The 16,025-nt window shown below is 60.6% G+C and carries 13 protein-coding genes and 1 other RNA gene; 4 read left to right on the top strand and 10 right to left on the bottom strand.

The genetic code is table 11. The features are described 5' to 3' along the window. Positions 1–12 precede the first annotated feature (12 nt). Complete coding sequence (locus ACIX8_RS06035) at positions 13–2,061, bottom strand: M13 family metallopeptidase (protein WP_014264441.1); 2,049 nt, start codon at positions 2,059–2,061, stop codon at positions 13–15. Positions 2,062–2,174: 113 nt separating this feature from the next. Between ACIX8_RS06035 and ACIX8_RS06040 the strand changes: the two genes are divergently transcribed. Continuing rightward, positions 2,175–3,974 (top strand): MutS-related protein, encoded by a 1,800-nt coding sequence (locus ACIX8_RS06040; protein WP_014264442.1) that lies wholly within the window; start codon positions 2,175–2,177, stop codon positions 3,972–3,974. A gap of 14 nt (positions 3,975–3,988) precedes the next feature. Here the strand turns inward: ACIX8_RS06040 and ACIX8_RS06045 are convergent, their stop codons facing one another. From ACIX8_RS06045 to ACIX8_RS06055, 4 genes are all read right to left on the bottom strand, one after another. Then, positions 3,989–5,005 (bottom strand): beta-ketoacyl-ACP synthase III, encoded by a 1,017-nt coding sequence (locus tag ACIX8_RS06045; protein WP_014264443.1) that lies wholly within the window; start codon positions 5,003–5,005, stop codon positions 3,989–3,991. Between the two features lie 125 nt (positions 5,006–5,130). After that, an RNA gene (ffs, locus tag ACIX8_RS24250) (signal recognition particle sRNA small type) lies at positions 5,131–5,229 on the bottom strand. Between the two features lie 29 nt (positions 5,230–5,258). Continuing rightward, on the bottom strand, positions 5,259–5,951 hold the full coding sequence (locus ACIX8_RS06050; protein ID WP_014264444.1) for an SNARE-associated domain-containing protein: 693 nt from the start codon (positions 5,949–5,951) through the stop codon (positions 5,259–5,261). 70 nt (positions 5,952–6,021) lie between these two features. After that, positions 6,022–6,891 (bottom strand): menaquinone biosynthetic enzyme MqnA/MqnD family protein, encoded by an 870-nt coding sequence (locus ACIX8_RS06055; protein ID WP_014264445.1) that lies wholly within the window; start codon positions 6,889–6,891, stop codon positions 6,022–6,024. Between the two features lie 74 nt (positions 6,892–6,965). On the opposite strand from ACIX8_RS06055, the gene dprA reads away from it, so the two are divergent. The 3 genes from dprA to ACIX8_RS06070 all read left to right on the top strand — a co-directional run bounded on the left by dprA (position 6,966) and on the right by ACIX8_RS06070 (position 11,816). Beyond that, positions 6,966–8,177, top strand: coding sequence for a DNA-processing protein DprA (dprA, locus tag ACIX8_RS06060; RefSeq protein WP_014264446.1), 1,212 nt, complete (start codon positions 6,966–6,968; stop codon positions 8,175–8,177). Positions 8,178–8,377: 200 nt separating this feature from the next. Further along, positions 8,378–11,329, top strand: a complete 2,952-nt coding sequence (gene topA, locus ACIX8_RS06065; RefSeq protein ID WP_014264447.1) for a type I DNA topoisomerase — start codon at positions 8,378–8,380, stop codon at positions 11,327–11,329. Positions 11,330–11,528: 199 nt separating this feature from the next. Beyond that, positions 11,529–11,816, top strand: coding sequence for a DUF427 domain-containing protein (locus ACIX8_RS06070; protein ID WP_014264448.1), 288 nt, complete (start codon positions 11,529–11,531; stop codon positions 11,814–11,816). Between the two features lie 78 nt (positions 11,817–11,894). Here the strand turns inward: ACIX8_RS06070 and ACIX8_RS06075 are convergent, their stop codons facing one another. The 5 genes from ACIX8_RS06075 to ilvN form a co-directional block, all read right to left on the bottom strand. After that, on the bottom strand, positions 11,895–12,827 hold the full coding sequence (locus ACIX8_RS06075; protein ID WP_014264449.1) for a LolA-like protein: 933 nt from the start codon (positions 12,825–12,827) through the stop codon (positions 11,895–11,897). A 42-nt stretch (positions 12,828–12,869) separates the two neighbouring features. After that, complete coding sequence (locus ACIX8_RS06080; RefSeq protein WP_014264450.1) at positions 12,870–13,439, bottom strand: hypothetical protein; 570 nt, start codon at positions 13,437–13,439, stop codon at positions 12,870–12,872. Between the two features lie 85 nt (positions 13,440–13,524). Then, a complete protein-coding gene (locus ACIX8_RS06085) occupies positions 13,525–14,046 on the bottom strand; it encodes a hypothetical protein (RefSeq protein WP_014264451.1) in 522 nt (173 codons plus the stop codon). Positions 14,047–14,214: 168 nt separating this feature from the next. Beyond that, positions 14,215–15,240 carry a ketol-acid reductoisomerase gene (gene ilvC / locus ACIX8_RS06090; RefSeq protein ID WP_014264452.1) on the bottom strand — a complete coding sequence of 342 codons (1,026 nt, stop codon included), beginning with the start codon at positions 15,238–15,240 and terminating at the stop codon, positions 14,215–14,217. 160 nt (positions 15,241–15,400) lie between these two features. Then, on the bottom strand, positions 15,401–16,024 hold the full coding sequence (gene ilvN / locus ACIX8_RS06095) for an acetolactate synthase small subunit (RefSeq protein ID WP_014264453.1): 624 nt from the start codon (positions 16,022–16,024) through the stop codon (positions 15,401–15,403). Position 16,025: the final 1 nt, after the last annotated feature.

The following is a 16,025-nucleotide window of genomic DNA, read 5'->3' on the forward strand; positions in this document are numbered from 1 at the left end:
AGAATAAGCGAACTACCAGATATGAACCCTATCCGCCGGGGCCAGGTACAGAGACTGGCCGGGTTTTACATCGAACGCGGCGTACCAGGCATCGAGGTTGCGAACGGTATCGGCGCGGAACTCACCAGGAGAGTGGGGGTCGGTGAGAACCTGCTGACGTAACGCCGCCTCGCGAGCCTTGCCTCCCTCGCTCTGCGCATAGCCGATGAAGAACTGCTGGTCCCCGGTGAGTCCACCGACAACAGGCGCAGGCTTGCCGTGCAGCGAGGTCTTCCAGGCATCGTAGGAGGCCGTGATCCCTGCGAGGTCGGCGATGTTCTCACCCAGCGTCTGATGCCCGTTCAGGTGCAGGTCAGGGAAGGGCGCATAGGTGTCGTACTGCTTGGCGAGCGCCTCGATAGAGGCGTCGAAGTGGGCGCGGTCGGCGTCGGTCCACCAGTTGCGGACCTTGCCCTGGGAGTCGAACGCCGCGCCTTCGCTGTCGAAGGTATGCGAGATCTCATGCCCGATGACGGTGCCGATGGCGCCGTAGTTCACGGCATCCGGTGCCTTGGGGTCGAAGAACGGCGGTCCAAAGATGGCCGCCGGGAAGTTGAGGCCATTGTCGAGTGGTAGATTGACGGCGTTGACGGTCTGCGGAGTCATCGTCCACTCCTTGCGGTCGGTGGGTTTGCCGATGCGCGCCAGAGAGTAGTGATAGTCGAAGAGTGAAGCGCGCCACAGGTTGCCGAAGAGGTCGCCGGGCTCGATGTTGAGGCCCTCGTATGAGCGCCAGTGGTCTGTATAGCCGATGCTGACCTGCAGCGTGCCGAGCTTGCGCAGGGCCTCTGCCTTGGTGCCGGGCGTCATCCAGGTGAGGTTTTCGAGACGCGCGTGGAAGGTGGTGAGAAGGTTGTGCACCATCTCTTCGACCTTGGCCTTGTCGGCGGGGGTGAAGTACCGTGCGGCATAGAGCTGGCCGACGGCGTCGCCGAGGACACCGTTGACGAGAGCCACGGCCCGCTGCTCGCGAGGGCGCTGCTGCTGTGCCCCGGTAAGGATCTTGCCGGCGAAGTTGAAGCGCTCATCGGCCAGCGAGGTGGAGATGGCGACGGAGTACTGCTCGATGAGATGGAAGGCGAGGTAGTCCTTCCAGGTATCGATCGGAGTCGCGGCAACGATCGCGGCCTCTGCGGTCACGGCAGTGGGCTGCCAGACGATGAAGTCGGGCTGCTGCGCAAGGTCTGCTGCGGTGAAATAGGCGTCCCAGTCGAGGCCCGGCGCGTTCTTTGCGAAGTCCGTCTTCTGCCAGACGTTGTTGGCCTTGGCGATGTTTTCGTCTTCGGCGAGCGAGAGGTGGTGCTCCGCAATGGAGTGCTCCAGCGCGAGGATGCCTTCGGCACGCTTGTCGGTATTGTCATAACCTGCGAGCTTCAGCATCGCGGAGATGTGCTGCACGTACTTCTCGCGGATGGTCTTCATGCGTTCGGAATCGGTCAGATAGTAAGCGCGGTCGGGTAGTTGCAGGCCACCCTGCATCAGGTAGGGCGTGTAGTGATCGGGGTCGTTGAAGCCGGGCGCGATCCAGATGCCGAAGAGGTTGGGCGTGTGGAAGTTGGTGTTGTTCAGCGCATCGGTGTCAGCACGGAGCGTATGGCCAAGCGCCGCAGCAAGCTCCTTCTGGTTGCCGATGGCTGCGATCTCTTTGAGGTGCGGCTTGAGCGCGGCCATGCCGTGGGCGTCGATGGCTTGCTCGTCCATATAGGAGGCGTAGAGATCGGCGATCTTGCGCTTCTCGGTGCCCGGCGCCGCATTGGCCTTGGCTGCCTCCTCGATGATTCCGGCAACGCGCTTGTTGACGACGTCGGCGAGTAGGGAGAAGCCGGACAGGCTGGTGCGGTCGGCGGGGATCTCGGTCTTGGCTATCCAGGTGCCGTTGGCGTAGCGATAAAAGTTATCGCCGGGCTGCACGGTCTTGTCCATGCTGGAGGCGTGGACGCCGTGAACATCTTGCGCGGAGAGGGTAAGCGCGACAGGTGAGAGCAAGAGGGCGGAGCAACCGAGAAGCAGCACTGATTTCATGGGGAGGATTTTACAGGGTGTGAGGGTAGATAGGCCCCTCCGGTGCCTGGACCTGTTGCCTAGGTGAAAGAGGACGCGAGGAGCGGCAACCAGAGCGTCTATGCTGAGAGGACATGACGCAGGCAATCAGCGAAGAGTACGAGAGACGGCGGGCAGCATCAGCGGGCGAGTATGCCCGCGAGACAGAAAAAGGCGCGAGGTTCACCCTTTTTGCCTTCGTTGCCCTGGTGTTCTGCGCGTATTTCCTATGGAGCGCCATTCGTACGAGCGGAAGTCTTTGGCTGGTGGCAGCGGCCGCAGGGTTTTGCTCGGTGGCAACGGTTCTTTCGCTGCGTACGAGAAGGTCTTCAGAACGCGCATCCCGCCTTTCGGCGTTGTATGAGGAGGGGATGGGACGTGTGAATGGGGAAGCGCCACAGTCTGGGTTTACCGGCGAGAGCTTCGCGGAGGCCGGGCATCTGTATGAGCGCGATCTCAATGTCCTGGGCAAGGATTCTCTGTTTGGCATGCTCGCGACCACGCGAACGATGGTGGGACAGCGAGCCCTGGCGCGAATGCTGTTGCGCCCGGCAGAGGCTCATACCGTAAGGCAGCGGCAGGCTGCGGTGCAGGAGCTTGCTCCACAGCTCGATCTGCGGGAACGGGTGGCGCTGCTGGGTCGCTGGGCCTTTGAGGAGTTGCCCGCCGAGAGCTTTGAAGTCTGGCTGGACGCAGAACGCAGCAACTTTCCGAGATGGGTGCGCAGCGTGCTCCTGTTGCTGACGTTTGCATGGGCTACGGCGATTGCGGCAGGCCTGATCGCGCACGTTGAGATTAGCTTTCTGGTACGAAATGTCGTGGCCCTGCTGGGACTGCAAAACGCGCTCTGTCTCTGGCTGCGGCCGAGGGTGCACCTTGAGCTTGAGGCGACGAAGAAACTGGGTAGCCAGATTGCCGTCCTTCGCGAGGGGCTGCGGCTGATGCGCAACTCGAACTTTGCGGCTGAGCGGCTGGTTGCGTTGCAGCGCGGCATCGAGGATGAGGATCGCGCCCTGGCGCAGTTGCAGCGCCATCTGGTGCTGGTGGAGCAACGCGCTACGGATTGGTTCTATGTTCCCAGTCTGCTGATCGGTGCCGGTACGCATGCGGCGCTCTCACTCGACCGTTGGAAGCAGCGTTTCGCGGAGCCGATGCGGAACTGGCTCGATGCCTGGGCCGAGTTCGAGGCCTTGTTGGCGCTGGCGACGTATACGGCCGAGCATGCGGAGAATGTCTATCCCGAGGTTGTGGACGAGGGGCAGACGAAGACCGCGCTCTTCGAGGCGGAGGCCATGACGCATCCGTTGCTGCTACGTAGCGAGGCAGTGGCCAACGATGTATCGCTGGGGAACGGAGTGCAGTTTCTGCTCATCTCCGGCTCGAACATGGCGGGCAAATCGACCCTGCTGCGAACCATCGGCGCGAACGCGGTGCTCGCGCTTGCGGGGGTTCCTGTGCCGGTAAAAAGGATGAAGCTATCCGTAGTTCACCTGGGTGCTTCACTAGCTCTTACGGACTCGCTGGCGGAAGGGAAGTCGAAGTTCCTGGCCGAGGTGGAACGCCTTCGCGATGTGCTCGCGCTGGCCAGGGCGAATCCTGCGTCGAGCCTGTTTCTGATCGACGAGATCTTCAGCGGAACGAACTCACTGGACCGCCGGGCGGCGGCTAAGGCTGTGCTGCGTGGGCTGGTTGCCACGGGAGCTGTGGGAGCGCTCTCCACGCACGATCTTGCGCTGGCGGAACTGGCAGAGAAGCCGGAGCTGCACGGAAGCAACGTGCACATGGCCAGTCCCGATGAAGCCGATCCTCTGGGCTTCGACTACCTGCTCAAGCCAGGGATCAATCGTACGACCAACGCGCTGGCGATCGTGCGATTACTCGGGCTGGACAGCTAAAATTCCCAGCGCAGTTAGAACTCCCAGCGCAGCAGGGTAGCGCCTACCGTGAAGCCCGCGCCGACGCTAGCCAACAGCACGAGGTCGCCCTTCTTGAGGCGGTTCTCTTCGAGGGCCGTATTCATCGCCAGGGGAATCGTTCCGGCGGTCGTATTGCCGAAGCGGTCGATGTTGATGATGACGCGATCTTCCGGTAGTTGGAGCCGCTCCGCTGTGGAGAGGATGATGCGCTTGTTGGCCTGGTGCGGAATGAAGCAGTCGAGGTCGGAACCTGTGATGCCGTTCCGTCCGAGAATTGTCTCAGCGGCTTCGGCCATCTTGCGCACGGCGAACTTGTAGACGGCCTGGCCGTCCTGATGGACGAAGTGCTGCTTCTTGTCGACGGTCTCGTGGCTGGCGGGCAGGAGGCTGCCGCCGGCGGGCATGTTGAGGCTGACAGCACCGGAGCCGTCGATCTCATGCCAGAAGTCGATGAGGCCGATCTCCCCTTCTTCGCAGGGCTCGATCAGGACGGCGCCCGCGCCGTCGCCGAAGATGACGCAGGTGGTGCGGTCGGTGTAGTCGATGATGGAGCTCATCACGTCGGCGCCGATGACCATGACTTTCTTATGTGCGCCGCTCTCGATGAGCTTGGCGCCTACCTGCAGAGCGTAAGGGAAGCCGGAGCAGGCGGCGGAGAGGTCGAAGCCCCAGGCGCCCTTGGCCCCGATCTTGTCCTGCACCAGGCAGGCGGCGGAGGGGAAGAGCATGTCCGGGGTTACCGTGGCGACGATGATGGTGTCGAGGTCGCTGGCTTCGATGCCACGCTTGGCCAGGCAGCGACGGGCTGCTTCGGCGGCAAGATCGCTGGTGCCGGTGCCCTTATCGACGATGTGGCGCTCACGGATGCCGGTGCGTTCGGTAATCCACTGATCGTTGGTGGCGACCATCCTTTCCAGGTCCGCATTGGTCAGCAGACGAGGTGGAACGTAGGTTCCTATGGCAGATATTTTGGCACGCACACTGTTCCGGGGTTTCAACGTCAGGGTCAAACTCAGATCCTCCGAGGCAATAAGCCCATAAGGAGCATCTTACCGTGCCTGGAGCACGCGATCATAAAAGTGGAGTAAAAGTCTGTGGAATCAGTAGTTTGCGGGAATGTGCCGAGAGGAAGAAAATGTACCGGGTTTCCCTACTGCGCCCGTATCGACCCGTTACCGTTGCTTCCTTCCGGACCTGGCGGGGTTGGCGGGAATACGTCGCGTAGGACCCGGCACAAGAGCTAGTTTACCACCGGATTCCACACTATGCGGCCTCTCGGGCTGTGGACGAACGGTCCCTTTTGAGAGGCTGCATCTCTCGCGATGTCTTGTAGAGCTTCCAGATGCCGAGAGCCGTAAAGATCAGGATGAACGACCAGAGGGCGATCAGGACGGTCGTTCCCCAGCGAGTGGAGAAACTCGACCAAAGATGCAGCACCTGGTGACCGTAGCGGATACCGAGCCAGGCGGCGATCGAGTGCCGTACCAGGCGGCTCAGGGTGAAGGCGGTCATGAACTTCCTGCGCGACATATGCACCGCGCCCGCTGCCAGCACGAAGGGCGAAAGCGGCATCGGCGGAGGAAGCAGGGCAGGGAGCGAGACCGCGATGAGGGCGTGCGACTCCACCCATCCGGTAGCTCGTTTCAAAATGGCGGCTGGAACATGCTTTTCCAGGAACTTCATGCCCCCGACCTGGCCGACTGCATGGGAGAAGAATCCTCCCGCCGCCGAGCCCAGGGTCGCGATGAACACCAGCAGAATCACATTGGTGTGCCCGGCGGCGAAGAGCACGATCATGATGTCCGTGACGCCGGGAATGGGCAGAGGCACGAAGGAACTGTCGACGGTAGAGACGAGAAAGAGTCCCAGCAGCCCCAGGTGCAGGAAGAAATGTACAAGGCGACGATCCGCAGCCAGGGCAAACCATGCGGCAAGAGCGTGGAGTGGGGGGCTCATCCTGCTGGGTAAGACGCGAAGTTGGTGAGAGAAGTCGCGAATAATTATGTTTTGGTCGTTTTTGCTGGCTTTAGCCCAGCAGGTTCAACCCCGGCAGCGGTGGCAATGCCCCAATCTCAGCAGCCAGTCTCCGAAAGAGCTCGATCGCTTTAAGGCAATTGGGATCGAGCGTGTAGTGGATATTGCGCGTGAGATACGTGTGGATCGTCTCGGAGGAAAGGGGCAGGCGCGGTGTCCACTCGCGGACGAGGTCTTCGACGTGCGCTGTGCCGTTGTCGCGGCTGGCGGTGAGGTCGGCGATCAACTGTTGCGCGCTGACTCCGGAGCGTTCCAGAGCCTCGGGCCGCAGAGCCCAGACTGCAGCAACCCAGGGCAGGCCGGTGTGCTCGCGCCAGAGCGTCGCAAGATCGAGCCACAGCAAAGGCTCGTCGAAGGCTGCATCGATCCGTGTCCGGTGTTCGCGGGCCAGCAGGGCAGGGTCGCCGATCAGCAGCGCGGCGTCTGCGACGGCAAGCATGGCGAGCGGGTCGGCAGGGTGTTCGACATAGCCGGGGCGCGTGTTGTGAAAGCGCTCAAAGAGGATATGCGTATAAGTCTGCGAGCTCCGCGAGGCGGCATCGGCGGCGACCGTGATTACGCTTTGCAAGGCTCCATGCAGCGCTAGCCGATCGGGATTTTTGACGAGCAGCAGGATGCTGCGTACCTCGTGCTGCGAGGCGATGGTGCAGCCGGGCACGATGGCCAACTCCGGTGTGAGAGCAGCGATGGGGATCAACCCCAGGTCGGCCTCATCGGTGAGCAGTTCATGCGCGCACTGTGCCGGAGAGGTATAGTGCACCGTGTAGTTTTTACGAAGCTGCGTTGCGGCGGGCTCGTGCTCAAAGCTATAGAGCAGAGGAGCAGGGTTCAGAAAAGCGATTGCAGAGACACGAAGAGGCACAGGACGATTCTAATTCCCTCGCATGTGATCAAGATGAGATAGGATGCGAGCAAACGCAGCGAAAAGGAAGTGGGATGTCGCAAGGGGTAAAGGAAGAGGCACGTCTGGCATGGTTGGCATTGGTGCTGACGCCGCGGATGGGACCAACGCGATGTGGTCGAACTGTACAGCGTCTGGGCGCAGTGGAGCGTGTATTTTCAGCATCGCTGACGGAACTGGAGAGCACCGGCATGCCCGCTGAAGCGGCGCAGTTCTGCTTCGACGGCCGCTCCCGGGCAGCAGCGCTGGACGAGGCTCAGCGTGTCGCCGAGGCCGGCGCAAGCTTTGTAACTCCTGCGGACGATCACTATCCGCAGCGGCTGCTGGAGATCTACGATCCTCCGCCGGTGCTTTGGGTGCGCGGGAATGCAGAGGTACTGAATCGTGCAGGAATTGCGGTGGTAGGCACACGGCATCCGACGCCCTATGGTTCAGGTATGGCCGAGATGCTGAGTCGCGATCTTGCGCGCCGCGGGGTGGTTATTCTCAGCGGCATGGCGCGTGGTGTCGACACCTGCGCGCATAAGGGCGCGCTCGACGCAGGCGGCATCACGATAGCCGTGTGGGGCACGGGTATCGATGTCATCTATCCGAAGGAGAACAAAAAGCTGGCCGAACAGATTGTGCAGCAGGGAGGTGCGCTGATCAGCGAGTTTCCGATGGGCACTTTTCCTGCGCCGCAGAACTTTCCGATCCGCAACCGAACGCTCAGCGGGATGAGCGTAGGAGTGCTCGTCGTGGAGGCTGCGGAGTATTCCGGCACACGCATCACCGCGCGCTGCGCTCTCGAACAGAGCCGGGACGTCTACGCGGTGCCAGGCAACGCGACGAACAAGAATGCCTGGGGACCGAACACGCTCATCAAGCAGGGTGCAAAGTTAACCGCAACGTGGGAGGATGTCTGGGAAGACCTGCCCTCGCAGGTGCGCGCGGAGCTGGAGGGACGATTGGAGGCGCAGACCGGGGCCGGGAACAGGGGCAATGAATCCTCGAACGGGGGGAGCGCATCTTTATTCCCCGGAGCCGCAACGCTATTCCCCGAAGCCGCTGCGATGCCGCCGATGAGCGAACAGGAGCGGCTGGTGATGCAGCATCTTCGCCAGGATGAGGCCTTGCAGCTCGACGAACTGATCGAGCGGCTGGAGCCGAAGATGGTTTCGGGTGAAGTGTTTACGGCCCTGTTTGAGCTCGAACTCGCAGGGCGTGTGAAGCAGATGCCGGGGAAGAATTACGTGCGCAGTTTTTAGAAATCAGACGCAAAATTTATTGCTCTGGTGGATACGTTAACACGTCCAACAGAACATCTGCGTGTAGGGTTGCGTATGAGTGATCCGGGGTAGCATCGTTTTGGCCGGTTTGACTTGGCCTTGGCAATACGTGTTAGTTTGCAATGGAATTGGAAACGGAGACGGGGCTTCGGCCGGTCGTCTCTGAATAGGTGTGCAGTATGGCAAAAAATCTAGTGATCGTAGAGTCGCCGGCGAAGGCGAAGACGATTGGGAAATATCTCGGCAGCGACTACGTGGTAGAGGCCTCGATCGGCCACATCATGGACCTGCCGAAGAACGACATCGGCGTGGAGCTGAAGCTGCGGACCTTTGAGCCGACGCTCATCGTTTCGCCCGGCAAGGAAAAGATCGTCGACCGCCTGAAGAAGCTGGCGGCCAAGAGTGATGCCGTATTCCTGGCGCCCGATCCTGACCGCGAAGGCGAGGCCATTGCCGCGCATCTGAAATTTCAGCTACTGCCGTCGATCAAAGACAAGAGCAAGATGCGTCGCGTGACCTTTAACGAGATCACGAAGAAGGCCGTGAAGGCGGCGTTTGAGCACACTCGCGAGGTAGACGAAAATCTGGTGGATGCACAGCAGACGCGGCGCGTACTCGATCGCCTGGTGGGCTACCAGATCTCTCCGCTGCTGTGGGACAAGGTTCGCCGCGGCCTGAGCGCAGGACGTGTGCAGACCGTCGCGCTGCGGCTCATCGTGGAGCGTGAGCGTGAGATCAACGCGTTCAACCCGGTGGAGTACTGGAACATCGATGCTGTACTCGCTCCCGAGAAGAATGGGCAGGAGTTCACGGCACGCATGGTGGGTGTGAAGGGCCTGCCGATTCGGGTGTCGAACGGAACGGATGCCGAAGGCAAGGAGCAGTTTCTCTCCAACGCGCTGCCCGATAAGGAAGCCGTCGATGAGGTGATGTCGCAGCTCGAGAAGGCGACGTGGCGCGTACGTTCCATCGAGAAGAAGGAGCGCCGGCAGAACCCGCGCGCTCCGTTTACGACCAGCCAGTTGCAACAGCAGGCAGCAGGCCGGCTGGGCTTCAACGTACGCCGTACGATGGGCGTGGCGCAGCGGCTGTATGAGGGCATCGAGCTTGGTTCGGAAGGTACGGTGGGTCTCATCACCTACATGAGAACCGACTCCACCCGCATCAGTCCGGATGCCGTCAAGGACATTCGCGACTGGGTGCAGAAGAAGTTCGGCGCAAACTACCTGCCGGCTAAAGAGAACGTCTACAAGAGCAAGAAAGATGCCCAGGATGCGCACGAGGCGATTCGCCCAACGAGCATCAGCTTCGTTCCGGATGAGGTGCGCAAGTATCTCTCCGACGAGCAGTACCGGCTCTACAAACTGATCTGGGAGCGTGCGGTCACCAGCCAGATGACGCCCGCGATCTTCGATCAGACCACGGTGGACATTGAAGCCAAGGCGGATGTGAGCTATGACTTCCGCACCACGGGAAGCATTCTCAAGTTCGACGGCTTCCTGAGGTTCGACGAAGAGGCGAAGAAGGCCCGTGCTGCACGGGACGCAAAGGCTTCTGCCGCTGCGATTGCGGAGGAGAAGAAGACCGCTGCCGCCAGCGCCGATGGCGATAGCGCGGCTGAGGCGTCGAAGGACGCGACCTCGGAGGAGAGCTCCTCTGAGCGTCGTCTGCCGGAGTTGAAGGACGGTCAAAACCTCGAGAAGATCAAACTGGATCCGCAGCAGAAGTTCACGCAGCCACCGCCACGCTTCAACGAAGCGAGCCTAGTGAAGACGCTCGAAGAGAAGGGCATTGGTCGGCCTTCGACTTACGCTTCGATCATCAACACGATCCAGGAGCGCGACTACGTCAAGAAGCTCGCGCAGAAGCTCGTCCCGACCGAGATCGGCATGGTTGTCACCGAACTGCTGGTGAAGAACTTCCCGTACATCTTCGAGACCGGCTATACGGCGCAGCTTGAAGGCGAACTGGACGCGGTGGAAGAGGGTTCGGAGAAGTGGACCGACCTGCTCAAGGGCTTCTACGGCCACTTCGAGAAGGAGTTGAAGGTCGCCGAGACGCAGATGGAAGACATCAAGCGGATGGAGCTGGAGACGCAGGAGATCTGCGACAAGTGCGGCAGTCCGCTGGTGCTCAAGTGGGGCAAGTTCGGCAGCTTCTACTCCTGCTCGGCCTTCACCAAGGCTAAACCCATCACGGTGGCACAGGGTCCGTTCAAGAAGGACCCCAAGGCTGCCGTCAAGAAGGTGCTCGACACATTCCAGTTCCCGATGCGCGTCAAGGCGATGAACGACGATGTCGCTGAGTTCTCCGAAGAGGTTGCGGACAAGTCAGCCCTGATGGAGTCGCTGCAGCGCGCCGCGGCGCTGGGCAAGAAGCAGAGCGTGAAGCTGGTAGTAGAGCCGGAGAGCTGCGACTTTACGAAGGAGAACTTCTCCGCCAAGCCCGACCTGAACTCTCCCGAGGCGGACGGCGAGCAGGAAGACGAGTTCTGCGATAACTGCGGACGCACGATGGTGTTGCGCAACGGACCCTGGGGACCGTTCATGGCGTGCCCCGGCTACAACGAAGACCCACCCTGCAAGACGATCCGTAAGCTCACGCAGAAGGTTCAGTCGAAGCCGCCGGTCGTACTGGAAGAGCCCTGCCCGAAGTGCGGCAAGCCCCTTCTGCAGCGCGACGGCCAGTATGGAGAGTTCGTCGCCTGCTCGGGTTATCCGAAGTGCAAGTACGTGAAGCAGGAGCTGCTGGACGTGCCCTGCCCCAAGTGCGGCGGCGAAGTGGCGGTGCGCAAGAACAAGCGTGGCGATCTCTTCTACGGCTGCACGCGGTATCCGAAGTGCGACTTCACCAGCAACCAGAGGCTGGTAAACGAGACCTGCCCGAAGTGCGACTCGGCCTACCTGGTGGAGTACGCGAACAGCGAGGGCACATTCCTGATCTGCCCGAACAACCGCGAGGCATTGCCCAAGCGCCGGCCTCGCAAGGGAGCCAAGGAAGAGGAGGCTCCCACGACGCCGGAGTGCAGCTTCGAGAAGAAGATTGGACCGCCCAAGCTGAAGGAAGCTCCTGCGGAGTTGACGAAGCCCGATCCGGAGAAGACGAAGACCCTGGTCGAGGCAATGGCCTGATTAAGGCTTTAATGCTTCTAAACCCGGCCTGAATTCTATGTAGTTTCGTAGGAGTTTTGGTCGATACTTCCATTTCCAATATATTTATGCTATAACCGTAAAGGGTACGCGGTTTGACCGCGGCACAGGAGTTCCCTATTTGCAGCGATGCAGGCGGGGCCTGCCTGCTGCATCTGATTGATACGATTGGAAGGCGGATATGGCTAAGGCAATTTGGAACGGACAAACTCTCGCGGAGAGCGAGAAGATCGAAACGGTTGAAGGCAGCATTTACTTTCCGGAAGAGACTGTAAATCGTGCCTTTCTGAAGCCCAGTTCGACGAGTTCGAACTGCCCTTGGAAGGGTCGCGCACGCTATTACACGGTGCTCGTAGATGGCCAGGAGAACCCCGATGCGGCCTGGTACTATCCCGATCCGAAGCCGGCGGCCAAGACCGTAAAACACCACGTCGCCTTCTGGCGTGGAGTAGAGATTGTTACCACCTAAAACGGGTGAGTTTCCTGTGTGTAAGTTGTGAAAATCGCTCCCTTTAGGGAGCGATTTTCTTTGCTGGTCCGAAGCGATTCAGGGCTTCTCTGGCGACTGTACGAGGTCTCCGCCGCCGATGATTTTTGAGCTGACATGGGTCTTCTCGAAGTCGCGGTTCTGGGCGTCGATGACGATCTCGCGACTGAAGAAGAACAGGACATGCAGCTTGAACTCGGTTCCAAAGCTGATCGGGAACCAGACGCCGTCCGGTTGCGGGGCATAGAGGATGGTGAAGCCCAGGCCGGGCACGCTGGTTCCGAGCAGCGTCCGCACGGCGAAGGGAATATTGCGTGCCATCACTGTCCGGACGAGCACCGGCTGGTAGGAGACGGCATCGATGTACGCGTCTCCCTTCCAGCCGAAATCGTCCTTGTCCTTGGGATGAAATTCGATATGGAAGCAATCGTGGCCGTTGCGTGGCGCGCGACCCAGCAGCTTGAACTGGTAGTCCTGTTGACTCTTTGTGGTCAGAGGAAAGAGGCCCGAACTGATGCCGTCTTTCGACTTGTCGTTAGCGATGAGGTTGGAGCGCATATTCTCGACGATGTCGCGGTCCGTGGTGTCATCTCCAGTGTCGATCGTGAGGCTTTCGTGATCGGCATCCACTGGCGGCTTGCCGTCCCCCTTTGGAGAAGGCAGGTGGGTGTAGGTCACATATTTGTGCTTAGCTAGCAGCCGGCCGTCGAGCTTGAGAAGCTCTTGTTGGGAGCCTTTGCCGGAAGGCGTCACCCGGGAGTCGGTGGTCTCTTCGCACATGAGGGTCTTGCCCCTGCGAGAGGTGACGTGAGCGTGCTGCACGTAGACGTAGTGAGCACGCTGGGTCTCGGATTGGTCTTGATTGACGGCGACACGAGCCATGATGGCTTCAGCGGTTAGGCCCTGCTCGGCTGGGGCTGCGGATTGCTGTGCGGTCAGAGGTGACAGGGAACAAGCAAGCACAGTGGTGAGAACAAGCTGCAGGGGGCGCATGGAGCTTGTACGCCTTGGGTAAGGCAAAGGTTCCGGCGAGTTCTACATCTTTGTCCCCGACCACTCCAGATACGAGTGGAAGTCATCGCTTCCAGGCGCAGCCAGCTGGAATTTGCCGCTCATCACAGCTTTGGGCCCGATGCCTTCAAGGTGATAGGTAAGACGAAATTTTGGTGCGGACGGAGGCCCCTGGGATAAAAATACAGCGGTATGCGGATCGGGTGTGGAGACGGTGTAGTAGATAACGTGGCCTTCGCTGTCGAGATAGAGAGCAAAGAGCGAGGTGTTATGTGACGCGCCAAGGCCATGCGGGTCGGCAAAGATAGTGAGCTGATCATGGTGGGTGCAGTCGAAGTTCTGCGGGCCTTTGCAGGAGTCAGCGGAGCTGGTTCGGGAGAGCACGTGACCGTCGAGGTCGCGGCGAAAGGCGTAGGTCCCGTTGGCATTGGCTCCAGCCGTACCAGCGGGGGCGTCGGTCTTTGCGGCCCAGGAGCCGAGAAGAAAGTCGAGCGAGGAGAGCGTGTCTGTCGCCGGCGTGGGAGCCGCGGGTTGTGCGGCTAAGGGGCGCAGGGTAGCTGCTGCTAGCAGAAGCACGGCAAGTAGATAGCGCATGCGGCCAGCATAGCAGCGAGTTCCTGGGTTCGACAGACTTTTAGCAGGGTATGTGGATGTTAGTGAGTCCGTTTATACAAACGATTTACAGGTCAGGTGTGAGCATCTGATAGCGGATGAAGAGCTTCGGAGCATGGGTCAGCCAGTTCAGCTCGACGGACTGGCCGGGATCGCGCCAGTTGATCGTACAGGCATCCGCACCGCAGCCAGCCTGCTTGCTGATGGGCGCAGCATACTTGTCCGTGAGCGCACGTGTGAGCTTGGCGGAGGCGAAGGCAAGTAGCGCATTTTCCCCAGCGATATTGGGGAAGCCCTGCCTCATAGCGGCGAGGTCGAGCGAGAGCGTGATGTCCATCAGGCCCCCGGCGCTAGTGAAGCGGAAGTCCGCACGCAGAGGCAGGGCATTCTTCATGCCTGGCAGAAGCAGTTGGTAGTCATTGACCGATTGCAGCGAGCCTTCCTGGCTGGTCTCGACGTCGAAGTTCTGCGCGGCGAGCGCGGCACGGACGTTGTCGCGGCTCTCGCCGAAGCTCAGACCTTTCCAGGTGGTTTGCGCGTGGGCTACGGAAGCAAGGCTAAGGCTGAGAAGAAGCAAAAGAGTCTTCACGTGGAACCTCAAAGAGGAATTAAAGGCAGGTGTCTTGCTGTGTGACGTTTGATCTTTGCCCAGGGTATCGAAAAGCTTGACGCAAAGGACACAAAGAAAAGAACCAGGTTTCGCCACGGAAGTTGCGGCGAAACCTGGTTCTTTTCTTACGGCGGGGTTTACGAGTGCTTATGCCTTGACGACGTTGCCGTCCTGAACCTTGACGGGATCGAGGAAGGGCATTGCCTTGCGGAGTTCGGCGCCGACCTTTTCGATCGGGTGTGCGGCTTCCTGCTTGCGGATGCGGGCGAACTCGTGGCGTCCGGTCTCGTTCTCCGCGATGAACTTCTTCGCGAACTCACCCGAGCGGATGTCGGCGAGCAGGCCTTCCATCGCCTTCTTGGTGTCGGCGGTGACGATGCGCGGGCCGGCGACGTAGTCACCCCACTCTGCGGTGTCGGAGATGCTGTGGCGCATGTACTCGAGGCCGCCACGGTACATCAGGTCGACGATGAGCTTGAGCTCGTGCAGCACCTCGAAGTAAGCGAGCTCGGGCTGGTAGCCGGCCTCGGTCAGGACTTCAAAGCCACACTTGACCAGCGCCGCGGTACCGCCGCAGAGCACAGCCTGTTCGCCGAAGAGGTCGGTTTCGGTCTCTTCAGTGAAGGTGGTCTCGAGCACACCGGCGCGGGTGCAGCCGATGCCCTTGGCATAGCTGAGAGCCAACGCGAGCGCGTTGCCGCTGGCATCCTGCTCGACAGCCACGAGGCCCGGGACGCCGCCGCCCTCGGTGAAGACCTCACGAACGCGATGGCCGGGAGCCTTGGGCGCGACGAGCGAGACATCGACGCCGGCGGGCGGTGTGATGGTGCGGAAGCGGATGTTGAAGCCGTGCGCGAACATCAGGGTTGCGTTGGGCTTCATGTTCGGCTCGATCTCCGCGTGATAGACCTTGGAGGCGGTCTGGTCGGGAACGAGGTTCATGATGACATCGGCCCAGGCGGAGACTTCAGCAACGGTGCCGACTTCGAGGCCGGCGAGCTTGGCCTTCTTGGCGTTGGGCGAGTCAGCACGCAGGCCGACACGGACGTCGACGCCGGAGTCCTTCAGGTTGAGGGCGTGAGCATGGCCCTGCGAGCCGTAGCCGATGATGGCGACTTTCTTTGCCTGGATAAGGGAGAGGTCTGCGTCTGCGTCGTGGTAGGTCTTTGCCATGGTGTCGTTTTCTTCTTTCTTCGAGTGTGAGGTTTAGTTTAGCGATTCGTCAGGGTGAATGTCGTGGGTTGAAAGGTGCGAGCGGTGGGGTGGTGCGAACGAAGAACGGGAGACAGCAGGTTCCTCGCTCCGCTCGGAATGACAACTAGAAAACAAAAGCTTAAGCCTCGTGCTCTCCGAACTCGGTGGGCAAAACCTCATCCTCGGGCAGGGCATCGGGGTCGAAGGTGTCGGTGGTATCGGGAATGCCTTTGGTCCCGAGAGCTTTCAGTACGCGTGAGGTGTGGTGGCCACGGCGCATAGCCATGCGTCCGGTGCGCGAGACTTCGAGGATGGTGTAGTTGCTTTCGCGCAGTACCTGGATGAGGCCTTCGATCTTGGAGGCCGAACCGGTCATCTCCAGCATGATGGATTCGGGGGCGAGATCGACGACGCGGGCGCGGAAGACCTGCGCGAGTTCAAAGACCTGCGAGCGCGAGTGCAGGCCGTGCGGAGACTCGGGACCGGCGGCGACCTTGATGAGGCAGAGTTCGCGCACGACAGCCTCGGAGCGGTTGACCTCGTCTACGTGGACGGTGGTCTCGAGCTTGTAGAGAGAGGCGCGGATGCGATGCGCCGCATGCTCGTGGGCCTCGCAGACGATGGTCATGCGCGAGGTGTCAGGCTGCTCGGATTCACCGACCGTCAGCGAGACGATATTGATGCTGAGCCGGCGGAAGAGCGAGGCGACGCGGGTGAGAACGCCGGGCTTGTCTTGAACGAGAGCTACGAAGGTGTGGAGCATA

Source organism: Granulicella mallensis MP5ACTX8 (genome assembly GCF_000178955.2).
In the GTDB taxonomy this organism is placed as follows: domain Bacteria; phylum Acidobacteriota; class Terriglobia; order Terriglobales; family Acidobacteriaceae; genus Granulicella; species Granulicella mallensis.